Annotated in this window: 16 protein-coding genes and 1 pseudogene; 7 read left to right on the forward strand and 10 right to left on the reverse strand. The window is 67.6% G+C overall.

All coding sequences use genetic code 11. The annotated features are described in order from the left end of the window. The first annotated feature begins 25 nt into the window (after positions 1-25). The gene (locus DIE08_RS02705; RefSeq protein ID WP_124900946.1) at positions 26-535 is read left to right on the forward strand and encodes a hypothetical protein; all 510 of its coding nucleotides are present in this window, start codon (positions 26-28) and stop codon (positions 533-535) included. On the opposite strand, the gene DIE08_RS02710 is transcribed toward DIE08_RS02705, so the two are convergent. From DIE08_RS02710 to DIE08_RS02720, 3 genes and pseudogenes are all read right to left on the reverse strand, one after another. Further along, positions 529-1,971, reverse strand: a complete 1,443-nt coding sequence (locus DIE08_RS02710) for a DEAD/DEAH box helicase (RefSeq protein ID WP_124900947.1) — start codon at positions 1,969-1,971, stop codon at positions 529-531. The two genes, DIE08_RS02705 and DIE08_RS02710, sit on opposite strands and share 7 nt — an antisense overlap. A 73-nt stretch (positions 1,972-2,044) precedes the next feature. Further along, a pseudogene (locus DIE08_RS02715) lies at positions 2,045-3,337 on the reverse strand (c-type cytochrome); the annotation flags it as partial. A 19-nt stretch (positions 3,338-3,356) separates the two neighbouring features. Then, positions 3,357-4,121 carry a c-type cytochrome gene (locus DIE08_RS02720; RefSeq protein ID WP_059528087.1) on the reverse strand — a complete coding sequence of 255 codons (765 nt, stop codon included), beginning with the start codon at positions 4,119-4,121 and terminating at the stop codon, positions 3,357-3,359. Positions 4,122-4,497: 376 nt separating this feature from the next. Between DIE08_RS02720 and DIE08_RS02725 the strand changes: the two genes are divergently transcribed. Continuing rightward, positions 4,498-5,430, forward strand: a complete 933-nt coding sequence (locus DIE08_RS02725; protein WP_124900948.1) for a CopD family protein — start codon at positions 4,498-4,500, stop codon at positions 5,428-5,430. Positions 5,431-5,568: 138 nt separating this feature from the next. On the opposite strand, the gene dgoD is transcribed toward DIE08_RS02725, so the two are convergent. Next, positions 5,569-6,717, reverse strand: coding sequence for a galactonate dehydratase (gene dgoD, locus DIE08_RS02730; protein ID WP_040144789.1), 1,149 nt, complete (start codon positions 6,715-6,717; stop codon positions 5,569-5,571). Between the two features lie 156 nt (positions 6,718-6,873). Between dgoD and DIE08_RS02735 the strand changes: the two genes are divergently transcribed. After that, complete coding sequence (locus DIE08_RS02735) at positions 6,874-7,557, forward strand: FadR/GntR family transcriptional regulator (protein WP_059607581.1); 684 nt, start codon at positions 6,874-6,876, stop codon at positions 7,555-7,557. Positions 7,558-7,578: 21 nt separating this feature from the next. Here the strand turns inward: DIE08_RS02735 and DIE08_RS02740 are convergent, their stop codons facing one another. Beyond that, a complete protein-coding gene (locus tag DIE08_RS02740) occupies positions 7,579-7,824 on the reverse strand; it encodes a DUF1272 domain-containing protein (RefSeq protein ID WP_059528077.1) in 246 nt (81 codons plus the stop codon). A gap of 139 nt (positions 7,825-7,963) precedes the next feature. Beyond that, the gene (locus tag DIE08_RS02745) at positions 7,964-11,071 is read right to left on the reverse strand and encodes a biosynthetic peptidoglycan transglycosylase (RefSeq protein ID WP_124900949.1); all 3,108 of its coding nucleotides are present in this window, start codon (positions 11,069-11,071) and stop codon (positions 7,964-7,966) included. Between the two features lie 396 nt (positions 11,072-11,467). Between DIE08_RS02745 and DIE08_RS02750 the strand changes: the two genes are divergently transcribed. Further along, positions 11,468-11,860: an MAPEG family protein gene (locus DIE08_RS02750; protein ID WP_124900950.1), complete on the forward strand. Its 393-nt coding sequence runs from the start codon at positions 11,468-11,470 to the stop codon at positions 11,858-11,860. A gap of 8 nt (positions 11,861-11,868) precedes the next feature. Here DIE08_RS02750 and DIE08_RS02755 read toward each other — a convergent pair whose 3' ends face one another. Beyond that, positions 11,869-12,051: a hypothetical protein gene (locus DIE08_RS02755; RefSeq protein WP_260436448.1), complete on the reverse strand. Its 183-nt coding sequence runs from the start codon at positions 12,049-12,051 to the stop codon at positions 11,869-11,871. 192 nt (positions 12,052-12,243) lie between these two features. Here DIE08_RS02755 and DIE08_RS02760 point away from each other — a divergent pair, with 192 nt between their 5' ends. Continuing rightward, positions 12,244-12,528, forward strand: a complete 285-nt coding sequence (locus DIE08_RS02760; protein ID WP_059607570.1) for a PAAR domain-containing protein — start codon at positions 12,244-12,246, stop codon at positions 12,526-12,528. A 9-nt stretch (positions 12,529-12,537) separates the two neighbouring features. On the opposite strand, the gene DIE08_RS02765 is transcribed toward DIE08_RS02760, so the two are convergent. Beyond that, entirely contained in the window at positions 12,538-12,849 is a 312-nt protein-coding gene (locus DIE08_RS02765) for a cupin (RefSeq protein WP_124900951.1), read from the reverse strand. Between the two features lie 91 nt (positions 12,850-12,940). Next, positions 12,941-13,624 carry a DJ-1/PfpI family protein gene (locus DIE08_RS02770; protein ID WP_124900952.1) on the reverse strand — a complete coding sequence of 228 codons (684 nt, stop codon included), beginning with the start codon at positions 13,622-13,624 and terminating at the stop codon, positions 12,941-12,943. 116 nt (positions 13,625-13,740) lie between these two features. Between DIE08_RS02770 and DIE08_RS02775 the strand changes: the two genes are divergently transcribed. Together DIE08_RS02775 and DIE08_RS02785 are read left to right on the forward strand one after the other, a co-directional pair. Then, on the forward strand, positions 13,741-14,709 hold the full coding sequence (locus DIE08_RS02775) for a GlxA family transcriptional regulator (RefSeq protein WP_124900953.1): 969 nt from the start codon (positions 13,741-13,743) through the stop codon (positions 14,707-14,709). A 259-nt stretch (positions 14,710-14,968) separates the two neighbouring features. After that, complete coding sequence (locus DIE08_RS02785; protein ID WP_124900955.1) at positions 14,969-15,943, forward strand: LysR family transcriptional regulator; 975 nt, start codon at positions 14,969-14,971, stop codon at positions 15,941-15,943. Between the two features lie 85 nt (positions 15,944-16,028). Here DIE08_RS02785 and DIE08_RS02790 read toward each other — a convergent pair whose 3' ends face one another. After that, entirely contained in the window at positions 16,029-18,221 is a 2,193-nt protein-coding gene (locus DIE08_RS02790) for a WD40 repeat domain-containing protein (RefSeq protein ID WP_124900956.1), read from the reverse strand. Positions 18,222-18,571: the final 350 nt, after the last annotated feature.

Consider the following 18,571-nt stretch of genomic DNA (forward strand, 5'->3'; position numbering starts at 1 on the left):
TCTGCTTCTCACCGGGGCCGCCATCATGACCGATACCCATCGCCACGCGCTCGAACAATGGACGTTCGACGCGTGGCCGCCGGCCGTCGTTGCGCTGTTCGACGGCACCGCGCTCGAACGCCATGCCGACTTCGCCGCATCGCTGATCGTCGCGACCGACGATGGCCAGTTGCGCACGACGCTGCTCAGCGTCGGCGAGATTCATGCACGCGACGCGCGCACGCTGCTGCTTGCGCTATGGCCGCAATCGCGCGCGGCGCGCGCGCTGGCGCAACGGCGCGCGGCCGCGTTGACGCTCGTCGCGGACGGCGCATTCTTTCAGGCACAACTGAGCATCGAGCCGCTCGAAGGAGACTTCGGCGGACTGGCCGGGTTCGCCGCGACGATCGCGCATGGCGATGCGCAGCGGGTCGGCTATGCGCGTCTCGCGACGGGTATCACGTTCGCGCTGGAAGGGGAGGCGCGCGCCGAGGTGCTCGCGCGCTGGCAGCGCCAGGTCGAGCACCTGCGGCGCGCGGCCGCGCGGCTTCAGTGACCGCGCTGGCCGCTGCGCGACGAACGGTTGCGGTTCGCGTGCGCGGCATTGCCGGTCGCCGGACGCGCGCCGTTGCCGCCTGACGGGCGACCGCCGGCGCCGGCGTTGCCGCTCGCGCCGCCGGCCGTGCGCGGCTTGGCCGCCTTCGCGGCCTTCGGCTGCGCATTGCCTTCGCGCTTCGCGGCCGGCTGGCCGGAGCCGCCTGCACGCGGCTGGCGATTGCCGCCACCACCACCACCGCCGCGCGGCTGCTGCTGTCCGCGGCGTTGCTGGATCGGCTCCGGCTTCACGTTCGGATCGGGTTCGAAGCCCGCGATCACCTCCTGCGGAATCTCGCGCTTGATCAGCCGCTCGATGTCGCGCAGCAGCTGCTTCTCGTCGACGCATACGAGCGACACGGCTTCGCCCGTCGCGCCCGCGCGGCCCGTGCGGCCGATCCGGTGCACGTAATCTTCCGGCACGTTCGGCAGGTCGAAGTTGACGACGTGCGGCAGCTGGTCGATGTCGATCCCGCGTGCGGCGATGTCGGTCGCGACCAGCACCTGCAGCGTGCTGTTCTTGAATTCCGCAAGCGCGCGCGTGCGGGCCGACTGGCTCTTGTTGCCGTGGATCGCCATCGCGCTGATGCCGTCCTTCGTCAGCTGTTCCGCGAGCCGGTTCGCACCATGCTTGGTGCGCGTAAACACGAGCACCTGGAACCAGTTGTGTTCGCGGATCAGGTGCGTGAGCAACTCGCGCTTGCGATCGCGGTCGACCGGGTGGATCTTCTGCGCGATGCTTTCGGCGGTGGTATTGCGGCGCGCGACCTCGATCAGTGCCGGCGAATCGAGCAGGCTGTCGGCGAGCGACTTGATCTCGTCGGAGAAGGTGGCCGAGAACAGCAGGTTCTGGCGTTGCGGCGGCAGCTTCGCGAGCACGCGCTTGATGTCGTGGATGAAGCCCATGTCGAGCATCCGGTCGGCTTCGTCGAGCACGAGGATGTCGAGATCCGACAGGTCGATCGTCTTCTGCTGCATGTGGTCGAGCAGACGGCCCGGCGTCGCGACGACGATGTCGACGCCGCGCTTGAGCGCATCGATCTGAGGATTGATGCTGACGCCGCCGAACATCACGGTCGAGCGCAGCTTCAGGTACTTGCTGTACGCGCGCACGCTTTCCTCGACCTGGGCGGCGAGTTCGCGCGTCGGCGTGAGGATCAGCGCACGCACCGCGCGCTTCGCGCCGCGATGCTCGGCGTAGAAGGTGTGCAGGCGCTGCAGGATCGGCAGCGTGAAACCGGCGGTCTTGCCTGTGCCGGTCTGTGCGCCGGCGAGCAGGTCGCCGCCGCCGAGGACGGCCGGGATCGCCTGCTGCTGGATGGGAGTCGGCGACGTGTAGCCGAGCTCGTTGACTGCCCTGACGAGCGGTTCGGCCAGGCCGAGAGATTCGAAAGACATAGATACCACTCTTGAGTTTTATGATCGGCGACGCCTCGCGCGGCCCGCGCGGGGACTGGCGTCGCAAAAAGCAAAGGGGCGCGGAACGCAGGTCACTCACCTGTTGCGGCGAGATCGGCGTACCGTTGTTGCCCCAGGACATCCGGATATACGTTACAACGGCTGCGACTTCCTGGTTCGACAGCGATTGCGCGAACGGCGGCATGCCGTACGGACGCGGATTCTTGAACGTGCTCGGCGGATAGCCGCCATTCAGCACCATGCGGATCGGGTTGACTGCCGATTCCATCACGATCGAATGGTTGCCCGCGAGCGGCGGATACGCCGGCGGCTTGCCCGCACCGGTTTCGGCGTGGCAGGTCGCGCAGTTGTCCGCGTAGATCTTCTTGCCCTGGTCGAACAGCGCGTTGCCGAATTGCTTCGACGGCTCGTACTGCATGTTCTTCGGCGCTTCAGCCTTCTGCGGGATCGACTTCAGGTACGTCGACATCGCGCGCGTATCTTCGTCGCTCATGTACTGCAGGCTGTTGTGAACGACGTCGGCCATCGGGCCGAACACCGCACCCTTGTTCGACACGCCGGCCTGCAGCAGGTCCGACAGCTCCTGCACGTGCCAGTCGCCGAGGCCGAGTTCCTTGTCGTTCGTCAGCGACGGCGCATACCAGTTCTGCAGCGGGATCAGGCCGCCCGCGAAGGCCGCCGAGCTCACCGGGCCGCCCATCATGTTGATCGACGTGTGGCACATCGAGCAGTGGCCGAGGCCTTCGACGAGGTACGCGCCGCGGTTCCATTCGACCGACTTGGTCGGATCCGGCTTGTATTCGCCTTCCTTGAAGAACAGCGTGCGCCAGCCGATCAGCAGGTTGCGGTTGTTGAACGGGAACTTCAGTTCATGCGGACGGCTCGGCACCGAGACCGGCGGGACCGAGCGCAGGTACGCGTAGATCGCGTCCGAGTCGGCGCGCGTGACCTTCGTGTAGCTCGCGAACGGGAAGCCCGGGTAGAGCAGGCTGCCGTCCTTCGAACGGCCGGTGTGCATCGCGCGGTAGAAGTCGTCCGACGTCCACTTGCCGATACCGTCCTTGTCGTCCGGCGTGATGTTCGGCGTGTACATCGTGCCGAACGGCGTCGCCATCGGCAGGCCGCCCGCGAACGACTTGCCGCCGCGCACGGTGTGGCACGCGATACAGTCGCCGACGCGCGCGAGGTATTCGCCCTTCTTGATCAGCGCGGCCTGGTCGGCCGGCGTGGCCGCGACGGCAGCGTTGCCGTGCAGCGTGTCGTTGCCCGGCCACAGGACCGGCACGAGGGCGGCAGCCGCGACGATCGCGACGGCCGAGAGTGCAAACAGGGACTTGCGTTTCATTGTGTCTGTCTCCCTTGCCTTATTGCGGTTCGCTGCCGCAGGCGAGCGGAGTCTTCATCGAACGCGCCGGGGCCGGCACGGGGTTGGCGGGCGCCGGTTGCGCGGCGAGCCATGCGGTCACGGCCGTCACGTCTTCGTCGGACAGCTTCGACGCGATTTCGTGCATGCAATCCGGTGCCTTCGCGTGGCGGTTGCCCGAGCGCCATGCGCCGAGCTGTGCGCTCAGGTAATCGGCGTGCAGGCCGACGAGGCCCGGGATCGCCGGCTGCATGCCGGTCAGGCCCGCGCCGTGGCAGGCCACGCAGGCCGGCAGCTTGCGCGACGGATCGCCTTGCGTGACGAGCTGTTTGCCGCGCGCGAGCGTGGCAGCCGGCAGCGTCGGCTTGGCCGGCGTCGGGTACGGCGGGCGCTCGGCCGAGAAGTGCTCGGCGATCTCTTTCAGGTAATCGTCGTTCAGGTACGTCAGCAGATAGTTCATCGGCGGGTACTTGCGCCGGCCATCACGGAAGTTGACGAGCTGGTTGTACAGGTACTCCGCCGGCTTGCCGGCAAGCCGCGGGAAATAGTCGTTGTCCGTACCCTGGCCGTGAACGCCATGGCATGCGGTACAGCCGCGCACACGCTCGGCCATGGTATCGGGTGCCTTGAGCGGCGCCTGCTGGGCGTGCGCTTGCTCCGTGGGCTTGGTCTGCGCTTGGGCAGCGCTCGTAAGGCCCGCGCCACCGATCAGGAGAACGGCAAGCAACGGACGGAAGAGGCGTCTTGAAGACACACGAGACTCCATGTTTATTCGTCGGGGACCTGTCCGGGCTACGATCGGCTCGGCGCATGGACGGCAGGACAGCCGGGCTGCTGCGACGCGGCATTCTATCATCGATGGGTAATGACGGCTATTTGGCAAAAGGACATCGGTTCCTGCCTGATTGCGACTTGCGACAATTTGACGCGCTTTGTGCGCGGGTTGTGTGAACCGGCGTGCGCTTTGACCATCGAAGACCTACACTCGCGGGTCGCGCGGCGCCGCCTTCGCCGCAGACCCAGTCATTTCTCCCGTTTCCGGATTCATCGATGACGTTCCCTACCATGCCGTTGCCGTCTTCCCGCTGTCGTTCCATTTGCCGCCGCACCGCAGGCCGGCCGTTCCCGGGAGGGCGCGCGCGATGAGGATCGACAGCTTGTGGATCGGGCAGGTCGCGTTGGCGGCATTGATGGACGCGACGTTCGCGATGGCCGTCGGCTCGGCGCTGCTCAAGGCGTGGCTCGGCAAGGACGGCGCGCGGCCGGTCGTCGCGCCGGCGCATCCCGCGTGGCTGCGCGCGCAACATTCGCTGGTCGCGGCGGCGCTGGCACTCGTGCTCGCCGATCTCGGCTGGCTGGTGTACGAAGCCGCGTCGATGAGCGGCGCGGGGCTCGGCGGCGCGTTCGCCGCGATTCCCGTCATGCTCGCGCAGACGCACACGGGCTTCGCATGGAGCGTCGCGTTCGCCGGCGCCGTCGTGCTCGCGATCGTCGCGCTGGCGAAGCCGGAGGGCCCGGTCGCGCACGCGGTGCTGTGGTTCGCGGTGATCGTGGTCGCGGCCGGCAAGGCGTCGCTCGGCCATGCGGCCGATACCGGCCCGCTGTCCGCGGCGGTCGGCGTGCAGACGCTGCACCTGCTCGCCACCGCGGTGTGGGGCGGCCTCGTGCTCGCGGGCGGGCTCGCGGTGCTGCCGGTGCTCGGCTCGTCGGTCGCGCGCGGCGCGCTGATCCGGATCGGCCAGCAACTGTCGCGCACGTCGGCGATCGCGGTCGTGTTCGTGCTCGGCACGGGCGTGCTCAACGCGCTGCGCGGGCTCGGCGGCTCGCTCGCGCCGCTCGACGGCAGCACGTGGGGGCGCGTGCTGTTGCTCAAGCTGCTGCTCGTCGCGCTCGCGCTCGTGCTCGGCGGGTTGAACCGCTTCTCCGCGCTGCCGCGCCTGCGCCGTACCGCGTCGACCGAAGACGCGCACACGTTCCGCAACATCCTGCACCTCGAGGCGCTGACGATGGTCGGCGTATTCGTCGCGGCCGCCGTGCTGTCGTTCAGCGTACCGGGGTTCGCGGCGCTCGGCTGACGGCCGGGGCGGCGCGGTGCCGGGCCGGATGCCCGCGCGTCGCGTGCGTCAGATGCACAAACGGCCGCCTGTCGGGCGGCCGTCTCGAAGCCGTGCGCGGCATGCGCGCCGCGCAACGCACCTCATCTCACGCCCTCATCACCACTCGGCGACGCTGCCGTCCGCGTGACGCCACACCGGGTTGCGCCAGCGATGTCCCGTCTTCGCCATCTCGCGCACTTTCTCCTCATTGACGTCGATGCCGAGCCCCGGGCCCTGCGGGATCGCGACGAAGCCGTCTTCGTAGCGGAATACCTCGGGGTTGCGCAGGTAGTCGAGCAGGTCGTTGCCCTGGTTGTAGTGGATGCCGAGGCTCTGTTCCTGGATGAACGCGTTGTAGCTGACTGCATCGAGCTGCAGGCACGCGGCCAGTGCGATCGGGCCGAGCGGGCAGTGCAGCGCGAGCGCGACGTCGTAGCTTTCCGCGAGCGTCGCGATCTTGCGGCACTCGGTGATGCCGCCCGCGTGCGACGCATCGGGCTGGATGATGTCGACGTAGCCGCCCGCGAGGATGTGCTTGAAATCCCAGCGCGAGTAGAGCCGCTCGCCGAGCGCGATCGGCGTGTTGGTCTGGTTGACGATGTCGCGCAGCGCCTCGGCGTTTTCCGACAGCACCGGCTCCTCGATGAACATCAGCTTGTACGGATCGAGCTCCTTCGCGAGCACCTTCGCCATCGGCTTGTGCACGCGGCCGTGGAAGTCGACGCCGATCCCGACGTGCGGGCCGACCGCGTCGCGCACCGCCGCGACGTTCGCGATCACCTGCTCGACCTTGTCGTACGTGTCGACAATCTGCAACTCCTCGGAGCCGTTCATCTTCACGGCCTTGAAGCCGCGCTCGACCACCGCGCGCGCGTTGTTCGCGACGTCGCTCGGTCGGTCGCCGCCAATCCACGAATACACCTTGATGCGGTCGCGCACCTGGCCGCCGAGCAGCGCGTGCACGGGCACGCCGTGATGCTTGCCCTTGATGTCCCACAACGCCTGGTCGACACCCGCGATCGCGCTCATCGTGATCGGGCCGCCGCGGTAGAAGCCGGCGCGGTACATCACCTGCCAGTGATCCTCGATCAGCAGCGGATCCTTGCCGACCAGATAGTCGGCGAGTTCGTGCACGGCGGCTTCGACCGTGTGCGCGCGGCCCTCGACGACCGGTTCGCCCCAGCCGACAATCCCTTCGTCGGTTTCGATCTTGAGGAACAGCCAGCGCGGCGGGACGACGAAGGTTTCGAGGCGGGTGATTTTCATGTCGCGAGTCTCCAGGGTTGACCGGCGCGGACATGCAGATGCGGCGCCGGTCGAATGCGTGACGGTTATCCTAGCGTAGCCCGATAAAAAATAGTATTAATAGCACTATTGTGCAGATAGTGGGCAGCCGCCCGCGCACCCGGCCACCGGAGAACGATCATTCAACGCGACCTGCATGGACAGACGGCCTTCCGGCTGGCGACGGCGATCCTGCGCGGCGACTATCCGCCCGAGTCGCTGCTGCCGCGGGAGCCGGACCTGATGGAGATGTTCGGTGTGAGCCGTACGGTGATGCGCGAGGCGCTGCGCACGCTGACGTCGAAGGGGCTGGTCGAATCGCGGCCGAAGGTCGGCACGCGCGTGCGGCCGCGCCGCGCATGGAACCTGCTCGACGCCGACCTGCTCGACTGGTACGCGCGCGTCGCGCCGCCGCTCGCGTTCGCGCTGAAGCTGCAGGAGATGCGCGAGATGATCGAGCCGCATGCGGCCGCGCTGGCCGCGCGCGCGCACGGGCCGGGCGCCTTTGACGCGATCGAGGACGCGGTGCGCGCGATGGCCGCCGCCCGCAACATAGACGAATGGGTGCGCGCGGACCTGCGCTTTCACCTGAGCGTGCTGGAGGCCGGCGGCAACGAGCTGCTGGTGCCGCTCGGCGCACTGATCGATCGGACGCTCGAGGCACAGCTGCATCTGAACGCGCGCCGGGCGCATGTGTTCAACGCGTCGCTCGCGGAGCACGTGGCCGTCAGCGATGCGATTCGCGTGCGCGACGAGGACGGCGCGCGCCGCGCGATGGCGTCGCTGCTCGCGGTGACGCGCGCGCGGATCGAGATGTCTTGACGGGGAGGGCGGTGCAGGCCTTCAGTGGTTCGCGCAGCCGCCAGGTTTCAGCACGCGTTGCGTCGACGCCGGATATTTCGCGAGCAGGCTCGCCGGGCGGCGCGGCCGCACCACCAGATCGCCGCCGCAGTTCGGGCAGCGGCCCTTCAGCACGTCGTCCGCGCAGGTCGCGCAGAACGTGCATTCGAAGGTGCAAATGCGTGCGTCCGGCGAATCGGGCGGCAGGTCCTTGTCGCAGCATTCGCAGCCGGGGCGCAGTTCGAGCATGGCGGTTTTCCTCGTGGTCGGCGTGGGTGGGGCGGGCGCTGTCGCACAATGCGCGCGACGCGGTGCGCGCTACTGTACGCGCTTGAATCGGCCGCGCCAATGGTGTCCGGTCAGGACATCGCCGACGCGCGCGCCGCCCTCAGGACGGCTCGACCGGCGCGGCCTGCGGCGCCGGCGTTTCCGCCTGCGGCGCCGGGCCCGTCGTGCGCGTGCCGGCCGTGACGGGACGCTCGATCAGCGGCGCGAGCGCCGGCGCCATCGACTTCAGCAACTGCACGGCCATCGCGCTCGTGAAGTCGTAGCGTGCAGCGTACGGTTCGTGTGCGGTCGCCGTCAGCACACCGAAGAAGCGGTCGCCGAGCACGAACACGAACGTGCCGCTGCGATTGACCTTGCGCGATTCGATCAGCCGCGCGCCGCGCGCGTAGACATTGAAGCGCTGGTCGCCCGTCCCGGTCTTGCCGTACACCTGGAGCGTCTTGCCGTCGGGCAGCGTGAAGCCGCCCGCGAGACGCCGCGCGGTGCCGTTGAGCACGACGTCGCGCAGCAGCGTGCGCGCCACGTTGACGATCTCCGGTGACAGCATCGGCTGCGGCTGCGCGACCGCGCGCACGAAGCGCGTTTCGTACGGCGTGCCCTTCGCGAAGTCGAGGCGCGTGATCGTCTCGGTCGGCGCTTTCTGGCCGCCGTTCGCGATCAGGCCGATCAGTTTCGCGAGCGCGTCGGGCTGGTCGCCCGATGCGCCGATCGCGGCCGCGTATGACGGCGTGACTTCCGCGAACGGGTAGCCGAGCGCACGCCACGCTTTCGTGATCTCCCCGTACGCGCGCAGCTCGACCATGTGGCGAATGCGCCGGTCCTGGGTCGCGTGGTAGCGCGTCTTGTACAGCCACGAGTACGTGTAGAAGCGCGCATCGCGGCTTTCGCGCTGAACTTCGCCGAGCGGCGCGTTCGGGTGCGCGCGCAGATAGTTGAGCGTCCACAGCGCGAGCGGGTGGACGCTCGCGATATAGCCGCGATCGTTGAGGTTGAACCGCTCGATCGCGTACTTCGCGTAGAGCGCGGCGAGATCGTCGTCCGAAAGCGTCGCGGCCGGCGTGCCCTTCAGATGCGCGCGCATCTGCGCGCTGAACCACGCGAGCGATTCGTTCGGCGCGACGCTGCGCAGCACCGTCGCGATCTTCGGCGGCGACTTGCGCACGTCCTGCAGCATCAGCGCGAGCGCGTCGTCGGGCGCCTTGCCCGCATAGCGCGTGTAGTAACGCTTCACGTAGACCTTGCTTTCGCCGTCGACGAACTGCTCGAGGTAATGCTTGCGCTGCTCCGGATCGCCGAGCCACGACGACGACGGGCCGGCTGCCTGCAGCATCTCGTAATGGACGATGTCGCGCATCAGCCGCACGAACACGAGGTTGACCGAGTGCTCGAACGCCGCATGCAGCGTCAGGATGCGGCCGTTGTCCGACTTCTCGAAGTTCGAGAACACCTGCGCGCCGCCTCCCGTGTAGAACACGTCGGGGCTCGCCGAGTACTTGCGTTCGACCGCCGCGTCGAGCATCGCCTGCAGCGAGCGATCGCGCGTATGCGACAGGTAATCGAGCGCCCAGCGCGACAGCCCGTCGATCGGGTCGGGCTTCACCTTCGCGAGTTGCGCGTTCGACAGGTCGCCGTAGCGCGCATGCAGGTCGGAGACGATCTGCAGGTAGGTGATCAGCGTGCGCAGCTTCGCGGTCGAGCCGAGGTTGATGCGGCCGCCGCGGTTCACGTCGAACGGCTGGTTCACGCTGTCGGTCTGCACGCGCAGCATGTTCGCGCCGTTGCGGTGCTCGTACAACGTGAAGCTGTACGTGAGGTGCGATGGGTCGTCCTTCGGGGCGAGCATCTCGAAGCCGTACAGGCCGGCGGCCTGCGCGCCGTCGCGGGTCGACGCCTGCGCGAGCCGTTCGGCGACCGCCTGCTGCACGCCGTTGTCGAGCGTGCTGGTTGCTTCGAGGTCGAGCTGGTCGAGCTGGTACAGGTCGCTGATCCCCAGTGCCGACAGCAGCGACGCGCGCGCGGACGATATGGCCTTGCGCGACACGAACGACTGCACGTGCGCGGCGGCCGGCGGCGCGCTGCGCTCGATCTGCGCGGCGAGCGCCGCATCGCGCAGCGCGGGCGAGATCACGCCGCCGTTCGACAGGAGCCGCAGATAGCTGTCGGTCAGCTTCTGCAGCGCCGGATAGCCGCGATTCAGGAAGTACGACGGCGCGCGCTGCGCGATGATCAGCGACAGCACCTCGCGGAACGTCTTGCCCTGTTCGTCGACGTTGTCGCCGCTCGTCGGCGCGGACAGAATCCGGTTCACGTCGTTGAAGTCGCGGCCGTACCACGCGGCGAGACCGTCGCCGATGCCGGTGATTTCACCCACGTGCGGCCGCGCGGCGAGCGGCACCGAGTTCAGGTAGCGCACCAGGATCGCGCGCCGCGCGAGCATCGTCTGCGGACCATTCAGGTACGCGAGGACCGACGCGGACGCGATCTGTCGCAGCTTCTCCGGCGGCGTCGCGGTGCGGCCGTCGGGCGAATGGCGGAACTTCTCGATCTGCGTCGCGAGCGTGCTGCCGCCCGGACGCGCCTGGTGATGGTTGACGACGTGCATCGCCTGGTCGGCGAGCGCGCGGCTGAAGCGTCCCCAGTCGATCGCCGGGTTGCGGTTCGGCTGGTTCGCGTCGAGCAGGTAGCGATCCTCGATGAACAGCAGCGAATCCGCGATCACGCGCGGCACCGTGTCGAAGTCGGCATAGACGCGCTGCGGGAACACGGTCGCGAACAGCGGCGCGCCGGTCGAATCGAACAGCATCAGCCCGGCCTGGTCTTTCTCTTCGTAAGGCAGGAACAGGCCGTGATCGGCGAGCGACAGCATGCGTTGCGAATCGCGCGCCTGCTTGCCGACGACGAAGCCGCGCGCGAGCAGATGCTGCTGGAACGCGGGAATCATCGAGTAGCCGAGGCGCTGGTCGTACGGCCCGTTGGCGGGGAAGCGGATGTGGTCGCTTGCGCCGGCCTCGACGGTGTAGCCGACGTCTCGGGTGAGCTCGGACAGGTAGTGCGCCTGCAGGCGCGACGTCTCGATCTCGGTCATCACGAGTCGCGCGATGATCGCGATCGCGATCACCAGCGCGGCCAGCAAGGACCACTTGATCCACGTCCAGACCGAGGCACTCCCGGTCACACGCGGCAGGATGCGATTCAGCGGCCGATTCATGGCGGCGTCTCCCTGAAGGCGCAGGCTCCGGCCGCACCTCATTAAGGATTAGTGTAGTCCTCCGCAGCGGGCTGCCAAGGGCGGTTCAATACCGAGATGCGTCGACGCAACGCACATGCCCGTGACATGCGGCATCGGCGTTGCGGTGCGGTGGCATGTGTCGCCGTGGAGTAACGTTTGCGCGCACCGCTGGCACGCCACGAGCGACGGCGGCAGGCCGCGCCGGCCGCTCACGCACCGGGTTTGTGCATTGCTGCCGTATCGATCGCAATTCGGGTCCGATCCTCTCCGTGGCCGGTGCGTGAGGACGGTACGGGTTTCCGCGATAGCCGGGTGCACCGGCTGCAGGTACGATCGGCGGATGTGCGGCGCGTGACCGCTCTCACCGGGGGTGCCATGTCGATCCATCCCGTCGCGCTCGTTTGCACGACGATCCTGGGATTGCTGCTGTTCGGGCTCGGCCTGATCGTGTCCGTTACGCGCTTCCGGCACACCACCGGTTCCGGGTGTGCGTCCGATCCGACCGACGGGTTGCACAAGATCGTGCGCGCGCACGGCAACACGGCCGAATACGCGCCGTTTCTCGCAGTGCTGTTTCTCTATTTCGGCGCACACGACCCGTCGCGCGCGATCGTCTCGTTGATCGTCGCGGCAACCGCGTGCCGCTGTCTGCTCGTGATCGGACTGCTTGCGTGGCCGACGATGGGCAAGCCGAACCCCCTGCGTTTCATCGGCGCGCTCGGCACGTATCTGTGCGGCGCCGCGCTTTGCGTCGCGTTGTTCGTTTGAGCGCGTCGCTATCGCCCTGGCCGCTTCGTGCGATCGTGCCGGCGCACGGCTTCGACGAAGCAGTGAATCCGGTAGTCGCACGCGATCGTGTTCAGCGCATTGCGCCGCGTGAGCACGCCGGCCGACAAGGCCGGGATCGACTCCTTCACGTCGATCGTGACCATCCGCTCGCGCATCCAGTCGATCTCCATGAAGTGCTTCCGCGCGCACGACACGGTGTCGGTGCATAGAGACAGTGCGAACGCCGCGCTGAACGACGTGCATTCGACGATCGGCTGCGCGGTGATATCCTCGCGAAACGCCCGCGACCGACGGGCGGATACCGACTGCCCGCGCGCGGCCTGACGCCGCGCTGCGCGGCGTTTCCGAGGGAGAGCCGAAGCATGAGCCGCAAATTCATCCTGAAGGGCGACACGACCGACCATGGCGGTGTCGTGCTCGACGGAATCGCCAATTCGTCGTTCGACGGCCGCGAACTCGCCTATCTCGGCGCGCCGGTGTTCTGCGCCGCGTGCAAGACGCAGGGCGTGATCGTGTCCGACGGCGGCGAGCGGACGATGACCGTGATGGGCAAGGTCGTCGCGCTCGAACACGACCTGTGCCAGTGCCTGTGCACGCCGCAGCCGAAGCTGATCCCGTCGCAGGGGACGGGCACCATCGCGGGCTGAGGCCCGTCGTCAGTCGCTGCCCTCGGTCTCGATCACGAGGATGCGCGCTTCGCCGAGCGGGTGTGCGACGTGTTCGGTGCCGATCGTCGCGTGAAATACGTCTCCCGTTTCGAGCACCGTCGCGTGCTCGATACCTGCTGCGCGGTAGCGCATCTCGACGCGGCCGTCGAGCACCGCGAAAACTTCCTCGCCGTCGTTCACATGCCAATGGTATGGCCGATCGGTCCAGTGCAGGCGGACCGTGATGCCGTTCAGGTTCGCGATGTCCAGCGCGCCCCACGGGCATTGCGCGGTGAATGCGGTGCTGCGGATGATGTTCATCGGTAGGTCCGGTCCGTCAATGCGCTACGGAGGTCGGGCAGGCTGCGTGGCCGTGCGGCTCGCCCACCCTTCGGTTTTCGTGTGCCCGTTTTCAGCGCGACATCGCGCGCAACGCCGCGTCGATCGTCTGCCTGCGCTTCTCCAGCCCTGCCGCCGAGCGCTCGGTCACGCGCTTCAGCACCGACGCCGGCGCGGTATCCGGCGAGCCCGCATCGAACGGCGGCGCGGGCGCATATTCGAGCGCCAGCTGGATCGACTGCGCCTCTTCGTCGCCGACGAGTTCGGCGGCGATCGTCAACGCGAAGTCGATGCCGGCCGTCACGCCGCCGCCGGTGATCAGGTTGCCGTCGCGCACCACGCGCTCGCGCACGGGCACCGCCCCGAGCGGCGCGAGCAGCGAATGAAATGCCCAGTGCGTCGTCGCGCGGCGGCCGCGCAGCAGGCCGGCCACGCCGAGCAGCAGCGCACCCGTGCAGACCGACGTCACGTAGCGCGCGGCGGCCGCGCGCTGCTGCACGAACGCGATCGTTTCGGCATCGAGCAGCAGGTCGTTGATGCCGATCCCGCCGGGCACGCAGATCACGTCGAGCGGCGGGCAATCGTCGAACGTGCAGGTTGGCGCGAGCGCGAGGCCGCTGCTCGACGCGACGGTGCCGCGCGATTTCCAGACCAGATGGACGGTCACGTCGGGCAACGACGCGAACACGTCGTGCGGGCCGGTGAGATCGAGTTGCTGGACGCCCGGAAACACGAGAAGGCCGATATGCAGGGTCATGCGAACGCTCCGAAGGGAAGGGGATGCGCCACGGTCGGCGCACGATGGACAGATCGATTCTAGGCGCGTAGTGTTTGGCGAAATTGCCATATCGCCCACGTTTTCAGCCAATCGCCATGCCTGCCGCTCCGCGCTCGATCCTCGTCCTCGCGTTTCCCCGTGCGCAGTTGCTCGACGTGTCCGGGCCGCTGCAGGTGTTCGCATCCGTCAACGAACTCGCGCAGGAGCGCGGGCGACCCGCACCGTACGCGCCACGTGTCGTCGCCGCGGAGGCGGGGCCGGTCGAGACGTCCTCCGGCCTCGTGGTGATGGCCGACTCGCTGCGCTCGGCCGGGTGGCCCGATACGCTGATCGTGGCCGGCGGCAAGGGCGTGCACGCCGCGTCGCAGGATGCGCGGATGGTGCGGTGGGTCCGGCAGCAGGCGCAGCGCGCGCGACGCGTGGCATCGGTCTGCACCGGCGCGTTCCTGCTCGCCGAGGCCGGCCTGCTCGACGGGCGGCGCGCGGTCACGCACTGGGCGCGCTGCGACGAATTCTCGGCGCGCTATCCGAACGTGCGCGTCGAGCCCGATCCGATCTTCATCCGCGAAGGCGCGCTGTGGACGTCGGCCGGCGTGACGGCCGGCATCGATCTCGCGCTCGCGCTGGTCGAGGAGGATCTCGGGCGGGCGGTCGCGCTCGACGCCGCGCGCGAGCTCGTCGTGTTCCTGAAGCGGCCGGGCGGGCAGGCGCAGTTCAGCACGATGTTATCGATGCAGCGTACCGACGACCGCTTCGGTGAACTCCATGCTTGGATCGCTGAGCACCTGACGGCCGACCTGTCGGTGCCGGCGCTCGCCGAGCGCGTCAGCATGAGCGAGCGCAGCTTCGTGCGTCACTATCGTGCGGAAACCGGCCGCACGCCCGCGCGCGCGGTCGAGCAGATTCGTGTCGAGGCCGCGCAGCGTCTGCTCGGCGAAACCGCGTGGCCCGTCAAGCGGATCGCCACTCGGTGCGGATTCGGCTCGGAAGAGACGCTGCGGCGCAGTTTCGTGCGCGTGCTCGGCGTGTCGCCGCAGGGCTATCGCGAGCGGTTCGTGCGGTAACGTGCCGGCGAACGGCGAACGGCGAACGGCGAACGGCGAACGGCGAACGGCGAACGGCGAACGGCGAACGGCGAACGGCGAACGCGCCGCGCATGGCGACCGGGGACGGAGCTGCCGCGTCTGGAACTGCACGAATCCGTATCACTTTTCAGTCCGAAACGCTTCAACTATTCAGGCGGGGCAAACAATAGACGGGGGCTTGTGCCGCGCGGGTTGCGCGCTCTATTCTGTTCCGTTGGCGATTCGAAGGGGGCGCAGCATGGACCGCATTCAGGCAATGGAAGTTTTCACCCGCGTGGTCGACGCGAACAGCTTCACGCGCGCGGCCGACACGCTCGCGATGCCGCGCGCGTCGGTGACGACCATCATCCAGAATCTCGAGGCGCTGCTCGGAGTGCGTCTGATGCACCGGACGACGCGCCGGCTGTCGCTGACGCCGGAGGGCGCCGCGTATTACGAGCATTGCATGAAGATCATCTCGGAGATCGCGGAAGCCGACGCGAGTTTCCAGACCGGCAACCGCAAGCCGAGCGGCGTGCTGCGCGTCCACATGCCGAGTTCGCTCGGGCGGCGCGTCGTGTTGCCGGCGCTGTCGGTCTTCCGGCAGCGTTATCCGGACATCACGCTCGACCTCGGCTTGTCGGACCGCTACGTGGATCCGGTCGAGGAGGGCATCGACTGCATGATCCGGGTCGGGCCGCTCGAGGATTCGTCGATGGTCGCGCGGCGGATCGGGATGCTCAAGCGCGTGACCTGCGCGTCGCCCGACTATCTGGCGCGTCGCGGCGAGCCTCAGGAGATCGCCGACCTGGCCGACCATCATGCGGTGAATTTCCGCGCGAGCCACGGCGCACGGGCGATTCCGTGGGTGTTCATGATCGAGGGCAAGCCGGTCGAGGTGCGGATGAACGGCAGCGTCACCGTCAACGATTCGGATGCGTACGTGACGTGCGGGCTCGAAGGGTTCGGGATGATCCAGCCGACGCTGTTCATGGTGCTGCCGCACCTGCGCGACGGCTCGCTGGTCGAGGTGCTGCCCGACTGCAATCCGAAGCCCAAGCCGATCTCGATCGTGTATCCGCACAATCGGCATCTGTCGCAGAAGGTGCGCGTGTTCGCGGACTGGATCGCGGAGCTGTTCGAGTCGACGCCGGCGCTGGAGGGCGGGGAGAACTGGCGGGGGCGGGTGGGGGCGCAGGCGGCGAAGCTGCAGCGAGGGGCGGTGGCGGTGTGAAGTGCCGGGGCGCGGCCGGGGTAGCCGTGTCGCCGGCCATCACAGTTTTGGCGTCCCGGAAAAGCCGAGCGTCGATACCGCGGCTTCAATTGCGGGATTGATCCGGTGCAGTGCCTCGCGTCGCGCGATCGCGCAACGCGGCGGGCAATTTCCACAGCATCAGTTCGCGCGTGCCGATGGCCCACAGCGCTGAACCGTTCCACGAAAAGGCCAGCGCTTCGATCTCGCTGTCTTTGGGTAGCGACGATGCGTCGAGCTGCACGGGCGTGCGGCCCTGTGCGACGTCCCAGAGCGCCACGTGATGCTTCCTGCCGCCTGTCGTGTAGGTCGTGCCCATCGCTAGGAGGCGTCCGTTTGCCGAACGGGCGGCGGCCTTGAATGTATCGGCCTTGCCCAGCAGTGCCGACAGCACGTGCCCGTTCTTTAGATCCACCACGTGCATGCCGACGAAGCGCGCCCGTTTCGGGCCAGGGTACTTCACCGGAGGAGGCATGCTGCCGTCGTCGTCGAGCAGCAGCACGAAGCCTGTCGCGATCCATTGACCCTGCGGGGAGCCTAGCGGTTTGGGCACCCATTGCGCGATGCCGGCGGCGTTGACGGAGTCCGGGGTGCCGAAGCGCTGGGGTAAGGCGATCGTACGCAGCGCGCGGCCGGTGCGGGCGTCCAGCTCGGCGAGCCCTTGCGAATCCTCAGTCCAGTAGGTTCCGGAAGGCCGCCAGCGTACCGGCCAGATCAGCGCATTGCTGCCGTTGCTGATCTCGTCCATCAGCGACTGTCGTACCGACGACAGCGTGGTGACGAACGGCCATGGATCGTCGGCGCCCGGCGGCGGCGACGCCGGGCGCTGCACGGTCAGGAACTGGGAGCCGACCGGATTCGCGTCCTGCTCGCCATGCCGGAGGTCGTGCCAGAAATTGGCCGGCAGATCGTCGTCGAGGATCCAGTACATATCGCTCATCTGATGATCTCGCCAATCGATCTCGACCGGCCAGACGATTTCATGACGATCGACCTTGCGGCTCGCGATGTCATATCGGTACAGGCATGGCTTGCTCTTGGCGTCCGGCTGGCCGTCGAACCAGACGGCACTGCCGTCGCCGTTGATCATCATCCGTCGCGGGCCGTCCTTGCCATGCCAGACCTCGTCCGCCTGCAACGCGCCGTTGGCCGCGTGCAGCCACCACACGTACTCGTTCCAGCCACGGTTGTCGGCCATCTGGGCGCTGAACAGCAGGCTGCCGTCCGGCAGGCCGAGGATGTCGTGCGGATATAGCAACGTGCGTTGCGACGGGGCGGTCACGAACTTGTCCCAGCGGATGATCGAGGGCTTGATTACCGGGGCACTCTGGTCGGGCACAACCAGCTTGATTGCGGGGGGCGGCATCGATGGTGTCGAGGGTAACTGCCATGCAGCGGGCGACGTGGCGATTTCCAGCTTGGCCGGCAGTGCGGATAACGCGTCGGTCAATGCCGTGAATACGTCGCCCGGGACGACGGAGATGCCTGTCCTGCGGGATTGGGTCCGGTTGCCGCTGAACAGGTCCAGGTCCTGAAGTGTCAGTGCTTTCCACAGGCTGTAGTCAGGATTGGGTCGGGAGTCGACGCGACCGAACTGAACGACCGTCGACGGGTGTCCGAATATGGCGCTGACGTCCTGCACCCTGACGAACAGCGCGCTCCGGTACTGACCGGTGATGCCATCGGTGTGGTCCTGGCGTGCCTCCCAGAATGCATAGGTGGTCTGCAGCGCTGGCAGGCCGGAGCCCTGGAACAGCCGGTCGACGCGTGCCCGAGCCTGATCCATGCGCCAGTCCAGTTCCTGCCGGGTGATCGCGCCTTGTTGCAGCGCCTGCTGCAGTTTCGGCAGCGACGCGTGGTCGGCGATGGCCGCGCGCAGGTCCGGCCGTCGCGACAACAGCACGGCGCTCCAGGGATCCGGCAAATTCTGCAGTTGCCAGCTATTGGCACTGGCATTCACCGGACTCGTCCGTTGCAGCACCCGCTGCACCAGCGGCTGCACCTGATCGTAGGGAGCAGAGACCAGCATGAACACGGCTTGCGCATAAGCTTGCCGGTTCTTGTCGTTGTCCCAGACCAGGACCTGTTCGCCTCGGCGGGCGGCGACTTCGTAATCGTCGTCGTGTCCGGTATCGTGCAGCCGCTCGAATCTCCAATGCAGGCCCTCGACGGTGGTGTCGGGCAGAGGGGCGGCCTGGCAGGCGAGCGAAATTGCGATGCCGATCAGAATCGGCAGGAAGCATGCGAGGCGTTTTTTCATCGACGTTATGCCCGGACGCAGCAGAAATTTGGACGTACCGATTCTAAGTGCGGTGTAGCACTCATGCCGCGATGAACCGGGTGCCATTGCGCGAGGTATCAATTTTTGCGCCGTTCGGCATCGCCGCATACGGACATCGGCGAGAACCGCGGCCGTTTGGCGCGACCGCTCGCGTCGGCGAATTCAAGTCGCAGATCGACTTCGATCGGAAGTTTGCAATTGACGATAGCCGAATGATTGTCGCGTTCGACCGGGGTTGGGGGCTCGCTGGGTCGACGCGATGTGACGGCGTATGTTTTGGACGGAACAAATGAAAAAGCCGCTGTTTCTCTCGAAACAGCGGCTCTCGC

It is taken from the genome of Burkholderia sp. Bp9004, from assembly GCF_003858025.1.
Taxonomy (GTDB): Bacteria; Pseudomonadota; Gammaproteobacteria; order Burkholderiales; family Burkholderiaceae; genus Burkholderia; species Burkholderia diffusa.

What these genes read in the sequence shown, in the direction of transcription:
- DIE08_RS02775 (WP_124900953.1), top strand. Translation starts at nt 13,741, where the DNA reads ATGCCTGCCGCTCCGCGCTCGATCCTCGTCCTCGCGTTTCCCCGTGCG.
- DIE08_RS02765 (WP_124900951.1), bottom strand. Translation starts at nt 12,849, where the DNA reads ATGAACATCATCCGCAGCACCGCATTCACCGCGCAATGCCCGTGGGGC.
- DIE08_RS02710 (WP_124900947.1), bottom strand. Translation starts at nt 1,971, where the DNA reads ATGTCTTTCGAATCTCTCGGCCTGGCCGAACCGCTCGTCAGGGCAGTC.
- DIE08_RS02770 (WP_124900952.1), bottom strand. Translation starts at nt 13,624, where the DNA reads ATGACCCTGCATATCGGCCTTCTCGTGTTTCCGGGCGTCCAGCAACTC.
- DIE08_RS02760 (WP_059607570.1), top strand. Translation starts at nt 12,244, where the DNA reads ATGAGCCGCAAATTCATCCTGAAGGGCGACACGACCGACCATGGCGGT.
- DIE08_RS02790 (WP_124900956.1), bottom strand. Translation starts at nt 18,221, where the DNA reads ATGAAAAAACGCCTCGCATGCTTCCTGCCGATTCTGATCGGCATCGCA.
- dgoD (WP_040144789.1), bottom strand. Translation starts at nt 6,717, where the DNA reads ATGAAAATCACCCGCCTCGAAACCTTCGTCGTCCCGCCGCGCTGGCTG.
- DIE08_RS02740 (WP_059528077.1), bottom strand. Translation starts at nt 7,824, where the DNA reads ATGCTCGAACTGCGCCCCGGCTGCGAATGCTGCGACAAGGACCTGCCG.
- DIE08_RS02705 (WP_124900946.1), top strand. Translation starts at nt 26, where the DNA reads ATGACCGATACCCATCGCCACGCGCTCGAACAATGGACGTTCGACGCG.
- DIE08_RS02720 (WP_059528087.1), bottom strand. Translation starts at nt 4,121, where the DNA reads ATGGAGTCTCGTGTGTCTTCAAGACGCCTCTTCCGTCCGTTGCTTGCC.
- DIE08_RS02785 (WP_124900955.1), top strand. Translation starts at nt 14,969, where the DNA reads ATGGACCGCATTCAGGCAATGGAAGTTTTCACCCGCGTGGTCGACGCG.
- DIE08_RS02725 (WP_124900948.1), top strand. Translation starts at nt 4,498, where the DNA reads ATGAGGATCGACAGCTTGTGGATCGGGCAGGTCGCGTTGGCGGCATTG.
- DIE08_RS02750 (WP_124900950.1), top strand. Translation starts at nt 11,468, where the DNA reads ATGTCGATCCATCCCGTCGCGCTCGTTTGCACGACGATCCTGGGATTG.
- DIE08_RS02755 (WP_260436448.1), bottom strand. Translation starts at nt 12,051, where the DNA reads ATGGAGATCGACTGGATGCGCGAGCGGATGGTCACGATCGACGTGAAG.
- DIE08_RS02745 (WP_124900949.1), bottom strand. Translation starts at nt 11,071, where the DNA reads ATGAATCGGCCGCTGAATCGCATCCTGCCGCGTGTGACCGGGAGTGCC.